At 42.1% G+C, this 10,161-nt stretch carries 9 protein-coding genes and 2 pseudogenes; 2 read left to right on the plus strand and 9 right to left on the minus strand.

Features of this window, described 5'->3' with window-relative positions:
• Positions 1-43: 43 nt before the first annotated feature.
• The 6 genes and pseudogenes from H6G17_RS12500 to H6G17_RS12525 all read right to left on the minus strand — a co-directional run bounded on the left by H6G17_RS12500 (position 44) and on the right by H6G17_RS12525 (position 7,098).
• Positions 44-289 carry a hypothetical protein gene (locus H6G17_RS12500; RefSeq protein WP_192157532.1) on the minus strand — a complete coding sequence of 82 codons (246 nt, stop codon included), beginning with the start codon at positions 287-289 and terminating at the stop codon, positions 44-46.
• Positions 255-2,267 carry an ATP-binding protein gene (locus H6G17_RS12505; protein WP_192157534.1) on the minus strand — a complete coding sequence of 671 codons (2,013 nt, stop codon included), beginning with the start codon at positions 2,265-2,267 and terminating at the stop codon, positions 255-257. The genes H6G17_RS12500 and H6G17_RS12505 overlap by 35 nt, the downstream gene beginning before the upstream one ends.
• 121 nt (positions 2,268-2,388) lie before the next feature.
• Complete coding sequence (topA, locus tag H6G17_RS12510; RefSeq protein ID WP_192157536.1) at positions 2,389-5,088, minus strand: type I DNA topoisomerase; 2,700 nt, start codon at positions 5,086-5,088, stop codon at positions 2,389-2,391.
• Between the two features lie 713 nt (positions 5,089-5,801).
• Positions 5,802-6,060: pseudogene (locus H6G17_RS12515) on the minus strand (BrnT family toxin).
• A gap of 211 nt (positions 6,061-6,271) precedes the next feature.
• Positions 6,272-6,776: pseudogene (locus tag H6G17_RS12520) on the minus strand (TetR/AcrR family transcriptional regulator); the annotation flags it as partial.
• A 115-nt stretch (positions 6,777-6,891) separates the two neighbouring features.
• Complete coding sequence (locus H6G17_RS12525) at positions 6,892-7,098, minus strand: hypothetical protein (protein WP_192157538.1); 207 nt, start codon at positions 7,096-7,098, stop codon at positions 6,892-6,894.
• A 65-nt stretch (positions 7,099-7,163) separates the two neighbouring features.
• Here H6G17_RS12525 and H6G17_RS12530 point away from each other — a divergent pair, with 65 nt between their 5' ends.
• Both H6G17_RS12530 and H6G17_RS12535 read left to right on the plus strand, forming a co-directional pair.
• Positions 7,164-7,505, plus strand: a complete 342-nt coding sequence (locus H6G17_RS12530; RefSeq protein WP_192157540.1) for a type II toxin-antitoxin system RelE/ParE family toxin — start codon at positions 7,164-7,166, stop codon at positions 7,503-7,505.
• 4 nt (positions 7,506-7,509) lie between these two features.
• Positions 7,510-7,824, plus strand: coding sequence for a helix-turn-helix transcriptional regulator (locus H6G17_RS12535; protein ID WP_192157542.1), 315 nt, complete (start codon positions 7,510-7,512; stop codon positions 7,822-7,824).
• Positions 7,825-7,995: 171 nt separating this feature from the next.
• Here the strand turns inward: H6G17_RS12535 and H6G17_RS12540 are convergent, their stop codons facing one another.
• The 3 genes from H6G17_RS12540 to H6G17_RS12550 form a co-directional block, all read right to left on the minus strand.
• The gene (locus H6G17_RS12540) at positions 7,996-8,262 is read right to left on the minus strand and encodes a type II toxin-antitoxin system YafQ family toxin (protein ID WP_192157544.1); all 267 of its coding nucleotides are present in this window, start codon (positions 8,260-8,262) and stop codon (positions 7,996-7,998) included.
• Positions 8,262-8,471, minus strand: a complete 210-nt coding sequence (locus H6G17_RS12545) for a hypothetical protein (RefSeq protein WP_192157546.1) — start codon at positions 8,469-8,471, stop codon at positions 8,262-8,264. The genes H6G17_RS12540 and H6G17_RS12545 overlap by 1 nt, the downstream gene beginning before the upstream one ends.
• Positions 8,472-8,685: 214 nt before the next feature.
• Positions 8,686-10,056, minus strand: a complete 1,371-nt coding sequence (locus H6G17_RS12550) for a hypothetical protein (RefSeq protein ID WP_192157548.1) — start codon at positions 10,054-10,056, stop codon at positions 8,686-8,688.
• Positions 10,057-10,161: the final 105 nt, after the last annotated feature.

The following is a 10,161-nucleotide window of genomic DNA, read 5'->3' on the forward strand; positions in this document are numbered from 1 at the left end:
AGGAATTTAAGTTCAGTATATGAAGCTACGGAGTTCACAGTCTTTAATAAACACAATTCTTTATAGTGGTAATGGGTAATTGGCGAATTCTTCTCTGTCCCCCTGCTCCCTTGTCCACGGACACTTTGACGCGACGTGCTTTAACGGGGGGAACCCCCGCACCGCAGTCGCTCCTCAACGGGGGACACCCCCGCACGCAAGTGTCCTCCCCTTGTCCTCCCTGCTCCCTACTCCCTGCTCCCTGCTCCCTCTCTTCACTGATAACTGTCCTTAGTTGGGCAAACCTCATACAGTGGTAGGGTAACTTGAAATGTCGTACCTACGCCAATTTCACTTTCTACTGTAATTGTTCCCTGATGGGCTTCTACAGACTTTTTGACAATGGCAAGTCCTAATCCCGTGCCTGGAATTGTACCGACATTACTAGCCCGATGAAACGTCTCAAATAATTGGGATAGTTCTGTTTGCGGAATACCGATCCCTTGGTCTTGAACTTGGAAAACTAAATGTTCTAATTGAAAGATTAGCTCGAAATTGATAGTACCACCTTTAGGGGAATATTTAATTGCATTTGAGAGTAAATTACTAAAAATGTGTCGCAGGAGCTTTTCATCCATACAAGCATGGAGATACTGGCGCTTGCAATGAAATAGAACTTTATGATTTTTGGCAGTTATTTCTATTTCTTCTATTAGTTCCTGGCAAAAACTGACTATATCAATCGAGTGGGGATTAAATTCAATTTTTCCAGCTTCTGCTTTACCAATCAAAAGTACATCATTTAAAAGTCCGGTCATGTGTTTTACAGAATGAGCGATTCGCTGAAAATGCTTATTTTTGCGCTCCTCTGTCCATTTATAGCCGTAATCCCGTACTAACTCTGTCGAAGATAAAATTGTGGTTAACGGCGTACGAAATTCATGGGAAGCTATAGAGATAAATTTGCTTTTCATCTCGTTCAAATGCTTTTCTTGTTGTAAAGCTCTATCGGTTTCTGCTTTGGCAGCTTCAGCTACTCTTACCTGTAACATCGCCGCTTCTATTCTTTTCTTTTCAGTTATATCTCGCGCTACACAAACGAACCCCTGCTTGTTACCCTGTTCGTCAACAATAGCAGAAGAACTAAAAGATACAGGAATTGCTCTACCTTCAGATGTTAATAGGTTTGTTTCAAGATTGAGATTTAACCCGCGCTCGGCTAATGTATAAACACTCAAGTTTGTGTTTTGGCTTAGAAAAATATCGATCGACTTACCAAGTAATTCGCTTTCGGAAAACCCAAGTAAATCGAGTGTTGCTTGATTTACCTTAGTAACAATTTGCTCTGGATTAGTTACAATTAGTAAATCTGACATTGAACTGAGAATTTTATTTAAATAGACTTGAGATACTGTTGTTCTAGATAAACCTAATATCATTTGATTAAAAGCATCAGCTAAAACTCCAAGTTCATCGTGAGAAGCGATCGCAACCCTAGTTTCTAAATGACCTTCTCCAACCTGAATAGCTGCTGCTTTTAGCTTGTCGATTGGTTTGAGAATAGAACGAGAAATGAAATAGCCTACAACAATGGCAGTTATGACAGCGGCTAAAGTTGAGGAGACGATCGCACGCTCACCCATGAGAAACATTTTTTCGGTTTCTCTTACTTCAGTTGATAAGCTATTTTCGGCACGCTGCTTGTATTCCTCGATCGCGGGCAATAAGCTTTTTTCTACATACCATTCTAATTTATCGGCTAAAAGCTGTTTTGCATCCCACTCATTAGTTGATAGAAGTTGTAAGTATTGTGTAACGAAAGTTTTATATCTGAAAAAATTCGCTTTTAATACTTTAAGATTTTGATAACTTTTTTCAGACTCTTCCCTCGTAAGGTCGGTTTCAAAACTTGATATTAATGCCGGATCGGTTTTCTGAATTCTATCATCTATATTATTTTCTATCTTGTTTAATTTAGATTCAATTAGTGCAATGACTTCCCCTCTACTATATATATGTATTTCTCCAATTGAAAGTTTATGCGTTGCTACATTCACCGCTTGGATGTCAGCGATCGCCTGACCGGAAAACTCGAATTCATAAATATATTTTTTGTTAATTCGATCTATATGAGCGTGAGTATTTTGAGCGACAACCAATGCCAGACAACCGATCGAGCCTACTAATAAAGAAGTCCCGACAAAACCTATGGTTAACTTTTGACGAATCTTCATGTCAGAAACCAATTTATGGGAGTCGCGATCGCACTGATAGCTATGCATTTTCATTTCAACTTCTATGAATTGCGATCGACGACCGTAAAAATACGGGTGTATCCCATATCTCTCAAAAAAAATAGAGGCGCAAGTTCTTACGTCTCTACAACCAAACTTATAACTAGTTAAGAATCTATGAAGACTTAGTTTTTGACTTAGAAGCAGTCGTGGTCTTGCGAGTGCTACGGCTAGCGGTTTTTTTCTTAGCTGTAGTTGCAGTCCCATTCCCGTTAGCACTTGCCTTAGTAGATTTGCGCGTCGTCGATTTTTTAGCACTCGATTCCTTTGAGGCTAATAGTTCTAACGCCTTATCTAAAGTCATATCTTCCACTTTTTGCCCCTCTGGTAATCCCACATTAGTCTTACCGTGCTTGACGTAAAGCCCGTAGGGACCCTCGAAGATGTTGACTGGTTCTCCGTCTCCCGGATGAGCGCCCAACTCGCGTAATGCTGATTTGGATTTGCTGCTGGTACGCCTTCCTTTTTTGGGTTCGGCAAGAATTTCTAGCGCCCGTTCTAGAGTCACTGTCAATACGTTGTCACTGACTTTGAGCGAGCGATAGTCTTTGCCCTCCTTACCTTGGTCGTGGACGACATAGGGTCCAAAGGGTCCAATGCTAGCTTGAATCTTGCCTCCTGTTGCTGGGTGAGTACCGAGTAGCCGAGGTAGAGATAGCAAACCAACAGCTGTCTCTAGGGTGACATTTTCGGGGGTGACACCTTTAGGTAATGAGGCTTGCTTGGGTTTTGGCTTATCCTCTGTTTTTTCCCCTAGTTGCACGTAAGGACCGTGAGGACCAATCTTGACATAGATCGGCTCCCCAGTTTCGGGGTGAATTCCTACCTTGTCGGGTCCTTCGGTTTTCTGTTTGAGCAACTTTTCCACTAATTCGGCATCTAAATCTGCCGGAGTCCAGTCTTTAGGAATGGAAGCAGTCACAGTATCGCTACCGTTCTGGGCTTCGATATAGGGACCGTAACTACCGATGCGGACTTTTGCTTCTAAGTCATCAAAAGCGACTGTTCTCGCTACGTTGGCTTCAATTTGACTTTCCCGTGCCTTAACTAGAGTTTCCAATCCCGCATCGCCTGAATAAAACTTGCGGAGATATGGCAACCAAGCTGCTTCACCCGTGGCAATATCATCCAAGGTTTGCTCCATTTTGGAGGTAAAGCTAGGGTCTACCAAGTCAGGAAAATGCTGTTCTAACAAGGCAGTGACAGCAAAGGCGGTGAAAGTAGGAACGAGGGCGTTGCTGACGATTTGGGCATAGCCTCGGTCTACAATCGTGCCGATGATGCTGGCGTAGGTACTGGGGCGACCGATACCCTCGCTTTCTAGGGTTTTAACGAGGGAAGCTTCCGTATATCTCGCAGGGGGTTGGGTTTCGTGTCCGATCGCCTCTAGGTTTTTGCAGTCGGGGCGATCGCCTTTTTTCAGCGGTGGTAAGATGACCTCCCGATCTTCTAATGCTGCTTCTGGGTCGTCGTAACCCTCCACATAAGCGCGTAAGAAGCCAGGAAAGTCAATTCGCTTACCACTAGACCTAAACCCTGCGTCTTCCACCTGCAATTGCACGATAACTTGAGTTTGGCGCGAGTCTGCCATTTGGGTTGCTACGGTGCGCTTCCAGATCAAATCGTAGAGGTCGAATTCTCTGCCGCTCAAACCTGTTTCTTTGGGCGTGCGGAAGCTGCTCCCAGCCGGGCGGATGGCTTCGTGTGCTTCCTGTGCGCCTTTACTTTTGGTGGAGTACTGGCGCGGTTGGGGACTGAGATAATTTTTACCATACATCTGCTCGACGCAACTACGGGCAGCTGCGATCGCCTGCTCGGATAAATGCACCGAGTCAGTACGCATGTAGGTAATATATCCCTGTTCGTAGAGGTTTTGGGCGACCCGCATCGTGTCCCGCGCCGACAAGCGCAGTTTGCGGTTAGATTCCTGTTGCAGGGTAGAGGTGGTAAAGGGTGGTGCGGGTTTGCGCGTCGTAGGACGTTCTTCTAAATCCGTCACCGTCCAAGGTTTGCCCGTTAAACGCTCTAGTAGTTCCCTGGCTTGGGTTTCATTCAATAAAACAACATTGCGTCCGGCAACGATCTGCCCTGTATCTGGGTCAAAATCGCTGCCATTGGCGACTTTTGTACCAGCTAGGGTGGTGAGTTTGGCTTCAAATTCACCTTTCGCCTCTTTGCCTTTCGCCTCCAAGGTAGCTTTGAGATCCCAGTAACTCCCTTGGCGGAAAGCGCGGCGTTGTCGTTCGCGGTTCACTAAAAGTCTGACTGCAACTGACTGGACTCGTCCGGCGGATAGCCCTTTGGCTATTTTTTTCCACAGTAGGGGAGATAGAGTGTATCCTACCAGGCGATCGAGAATGCGGCGCGTTTCTTGGGCGCGAACGAGCTGTTCGTCAACGGTGCGGCAATTTTTCAGCGCTTTGCGGATTGCGTCTTGGGTAATTTCGTGGAATACCATCCGCTTGACCGGAACTTTTGGCTGAAGTAGCTGCAACAAGTGCCAGCTAATGCTTTCGCCCTCTCGGTCTTCGTCTGTCGCCAGTACGAGTTCGTCAGCAGATTTCAGTGCTTCCTTGAGCTGTGTGACAATTTTCTTTTTATCCTTGGGAATCACGTACAGCGGTTCAAAGTCACTTTCCACATTCACGCCCAACTGCGCCCATTTTTCCCCTTTAACGTTGGCGGGAATATCGGTGGCTGATTGGGGTAGGTCGCGTACGTGACCCATAGACGCTTCTACCCGAAAGTCCCTTGGTAGGTAGTTACGGATGGTGCGTGCTTTGGTGGGGGATTCGACGATAACGAGAGTTGACATGAGAACCTAAAGGAAAAATAGCGGCTGCGGCTGAAAAATCAGAATTTAAGGATTTATCGGTCGGATGTCAATAGTTCACTCCTAGTACGATTGGATGGGGTCAGCATCAAGTGCCTATTGCAGAAAGCGATCGCTGCGGTGGGCATAGCTCTAGCTTTTCCTACCAAACTATTTCCATCTTTAACTTATATCTAGCATTAGTGGCTACCATTGAATGCAAGTTATAGTTCTAGACAATAGCTGGAAGTCCAGGCAGGTAGTGCCAAAATTCACATAAAAATTTTATAATTCATACCGATCGCTCTTGGTAGTCGCAGGGGCGATTTTCTCGGAAATAGCTTTACTTTACAAGGTTGGCAACTGAAAAGATGCAGATGTACTGAAGTTATACAGCATAATCGAGGGTAGAGAGTTTTTGTAGTTTTTTGTAGTATAAACGAAACGATGCGGCGATCGCGCGATGTTACCCAAGGTATTGTTCGACGACTCGTAGAGTCATTTGAGAGAGGATGAGTTCATAGGATTGCAGACATTCAATCTTGAAGGATAAGGGGCATTATAGGCACAAGGTAGCACTATCTACCTCCGTATCATTTCTGATAGAGTACAAATTTAGAATTTGAATTTGGAATTTTAGGTAATATAAATTTGTATTCGATCGCAATTTAACTAAGGTGCGATCGCATTTGTTTTCAAGTACAATTGGTACAAAATTAACTCACCAGCTTTCGTGTCACTTCTCTTGCACTGATGAGCCGAATCGAATTTTTTCTCTCGGTATACGACACAATCAACAATCGTCCTCGGTTCGACTCCCCAACGATAAGATATCGCTCCTCATCCTCAGAACGATCGGGATCGTAGAAGTCAACATAAAGAGGATCGTCAAAAACACTTTTCGCTTCCTCAAATAGAAGCTTCATGCTTTAATAGATTGCTTGCCGCTTTATTGTCATCCCACTCAAACTGCATGACAACATTCTATCACCGCTAATTTGAGAGTTTTTTGTTGCCCCACAAACAACCCCAAAGCTACTAAGCACTGAACGCTAATCACAATCTTGTGCCTACATCCTCGACACGGATTGAGCAGGCTAACGTTCCGATTCAGCGGCGACAGATAAGACCAAAACGAAACGCGAAGATCCTGTACGTCTGCTGCAATGGAGTTGTTCTGCCGCTGTCAGTCTTGTCGTACGCCTGCTAAGATTAGCGCGATCGCTTCCTGGGTGTGTTGTTCTAGCATTGCTTTGCTCAAAAGTCTCTTACCTTGTGGAAACTGTTGAATGTTGCCTGCACCAATGAAATAGAACAGGCAAGTTCCCATGATATTGATGGCAGACTGAAAGGGATCGAGTTGACGAAACACCCCTGCAGTTACACCTTTTTCGAGAATCGCGACCAATGTAGCATCAATGCTTACCGAATCACTGTCTTTGTAGTATTTGCCCTGATTTTGCACAGCTTCGTGAAACATGATAGTTGGAAGCTTCGGGTTACGCGATACACAGTCGAGTAATGCCCTCAAAAATTTTTCCAACGCAGTATCGGGGGACAAATGCTCTAACTCTAATTTCTGGAGCGTTTGGAGTAAGATCGGCGTGAGATCGCTGCAAAACGGCTCGATACAAGCCTTCCTTATCGTTGAAGTAGTAGTAAATCATCGACTTTGCGACACCTGTTTTGGCGATCGCGCGTTGGCTGTAAGGAAATTGTTAGTTTGCAATCGCAATTTAACTGGGGTGCGATCGCGTGAGTTTCTAATCACAATTAGCGCAAAACACAGCCAATTACCAAGGTTTTTTATTGTCCGCGTCCTGGTTTGCAATCTGCAAAACCTAACGCTTCTGTATCCAAAAAACTAGCGATCGCCATCTCAACTACTGCTTCAATTGGGTATTCGATTTCAGCAGCACGAGCAATTAAGGCGGTGCGAATTCGTTCGGGCAAGCGTCCTAAAATGACTTCGGCATCAGCAGGAGAGAGTTGCTCTTGAAGATTGGCTTGCATGGCTTCACCTGAATTGTTGGATTGTGGCAACTATATGAATATATCAGATATGATATAAATAACACATGAATGAAACGGATAAACCTTTGGTTTGGTTGCATGGCGAGATCAAAACACCTCCTTTTAGCCAAGCAGCACGCATAGAAGCAGGAGTTTTGCTGCGACGGTTACAGCAAGGTGACAACTTAGGACTGCCCCATTCAAGACCAATGCCAAGTATTGGGACACGCTGCCACGAACTACGGATTCGAGATGCAGATAAGAATTGGAGAATCATCTACCGAATTGATGACGACGCAATTCTAATTCTTGAAGTGTTCAATAAGACAACCAGAACAACACCTACCAGTGTTATCGATATCTGTCAAAAACGACTCAGCAAATACGACAAAGATATACAGGATTAATTGTATGAAAGAAGCCAAAAGAAAAAAGCTGGAAGAAAAAGGTTGGAAAGTCGGAACTGTTGCAGAATTTTTAGATCTTACCCCAGAAGAAACTACACTTATTGAGATTAAGCTTGCTCTCAGCCGTCACCTCAAAGAACGGCGACAAAAATCAATGACCCAAACTGTACTCGCAGAGAAATTACACTCTAGCCAACCTCGAATCGCCAAGGCTGAAAATGGTGATGCTTCAGTTTCTATTGAATTACTCATTCGGGCAATGCTAGCAACAGGCGCAACTCCTCAAGAAATTGGAGAAGTTATTGCACAAGTGGGCTAAATTTAAACACTCTAATTGAAACAATCGTATGCTAGAGAAGTGGCGATCGCAATTTAATTACTAAGGTGCGATCGCGTGAGTTTTTAAGTGCAATTAACACAAAATAAACCCAGCTACTGAGTTTGTTCTAGTAGAGATTTAGTAATAAATGAGCTATGTTGCCACTGCTGCTTAATACACTTCGTTATGGCTACCAATATCTACAAACACAGCTTTTCCATCTTCTGTAAAGTAGAACAATACTCTCTGGTCATAATCTATGCTAAAACTCCAAAATTCTTTGAGGTTGCCTGATAATTTGTGAGTTTTTAAGCTGGGAGCAAATGGATCTATAATAAACTGCTCTAATTTCTGCCAAAATCTCGCCTCTAAATCTACATCGCTCTTAATACGTTTTTTAAAAGCACGTTTGAATGAGGAACTGAAACTGACTTCCACTATTGTTCCTCTATCAGTTGCTTCAGTTCATTAATGTTGGCGGAAAATTTTAGTTCGCCTTTTTGCTGTTCAACCTGCGCCAATTGAAAGTTTTTATATATCTGTTGTCGGCGTTCTTCACGGATATACTGTTTCAGTAGCAGTTGGATTTCTTGTTTTTCGTCAGTGGATAGACTTTTGATTGCCTCGACCACATCGCTGAAGGTCATAGTGTACAAATCCTTTTCATGCTTACTCAATTACTTTAACATATCGCTTGTTATGGGCGATCGCGCGTTGGCTGTAAGGAAATTGTTAGTTTGCGATCGCAATTTAACTGGGGTGCGATCGCGTTAGTTTTCAAGTACAATTAACACAAAATTAACCTAAATATAGGTGTTTTTATATGAGTAATTTAGCTGAGAATAGCGTGCCTTCATTATTTTAGCTATTCCACCTTTGGTAGTTATTTTTTTTGAAACCATGCATTAGCAATTGACTTTGGATATAGCTATCTAGCTTTGCTACCGTTAGCTTAATCGGTGGAATAAATTTTACTGCGAGATTGATGGCTCCAATATAGGTTGCTAGCGATAATCCTGCAATCTCTAAATTAACCAGATGGTTGTCGGAGGTAAGCTTAACAATAGCCTCAGCAGATGCTAAGGTATTTTCAATGTAGCCGCAATTTGGATATTTCTTGATAATTTCGGGAACGTATTGATTTATTAAAAACTCAATAAATTCTGAATTTGTTTCTTGAAATTTATCTACTCCCAAAAATTCTATTTTTCTTACCTGCTTACAATATTCTTGAAATAACTCTTCCTTTTCACTACGAAAAGCTATAATTTGCTTCATTGTAAGACGAGAAACATCTAGAGAACCAAACAAAACACGCTTTTCTTGATATTCAGTATTAATTTGAGTTAATTCTACCAAATTATCGTAGAGTCCTCGATCTATCAACATATCTTCATGCTGAGGAAAAAGTCCACCTACGGTATGAAACTGGTTGGCATGGTAAGCCTCGTAAATTGTTGTGGTTAAATTTAAGAAATAATATCCAATTGCAAATTTTAAGTTTCTATCGACTCTAGTTTCTGAAACTCTAGATTTAATCTCATCATAAGATTTCATTTCAATTTCAAGATGTCTTCTAATAATATCTTCAATATTACCACGTCTAAATTTAGGGTTGTATCTATTATCAGATATTGAGCTACATAGTTCATCTAACATATACTCACATTGCATCCACTCTACATGACATTCAGGCGATGAATCTGGTAGAGTTCGTTGATTTAGAAGTGAATAACTACTTTCTTCATTTACTAGAAAATCATAGAGTAATGTAGAGAATTCTATTCTGTTTGCTTTAGCCATATCATTAGGCCAGTGCATATAGCAGCTTGTCTTTTCATCAATATAACCGAGTACATCCGCTCCATCATCTTTATTTAAGATTAGATGCTCTCCTGGAATAATCCCAATATCTTCTCCGTTTATCCAATTGTCATAGAGAGACTCTCCTTGTCTTAAAGCAGGAACAATTATGCCTGCCTCTAATAGATTAACTATGTCTAAGTTCCTTGTATTATTTGGATCTTTGATATATTCTGTAAAATAACATGACAAAGATCCATAGCAATGAAAAAAACCGTCTGGAACAATAATTTTGTCATAAAATAGAGCAGCAAACTTGAGATAACTGCTTATTTTATTTGACAAGAATGTTCCATTGACAAGATCAAAACAACCACCATACAGGTTAAGGCGAGAATTTTCTTTATTGGTAAGTATTTTATCCTTCATAATTAAGTTTTGAGTTTAGTGTATACCTAATATGGTACAGTGTAACTACTTATTCTGCTGCAACTTTTTATCTAACTACCTTGTATAGATTAATGAGATGGAGCT

The sequence above is a fragment of the Chroococcidiopsis sp. [FACHB-1243] genome, assembly GCF_014696895.1.
GTDB lineage: Bacteria > Cyanobacteriota > Cyanobacteriia > Cyanobacteriales > Chroococcidiopsidaceae > Chroococcidiopsis.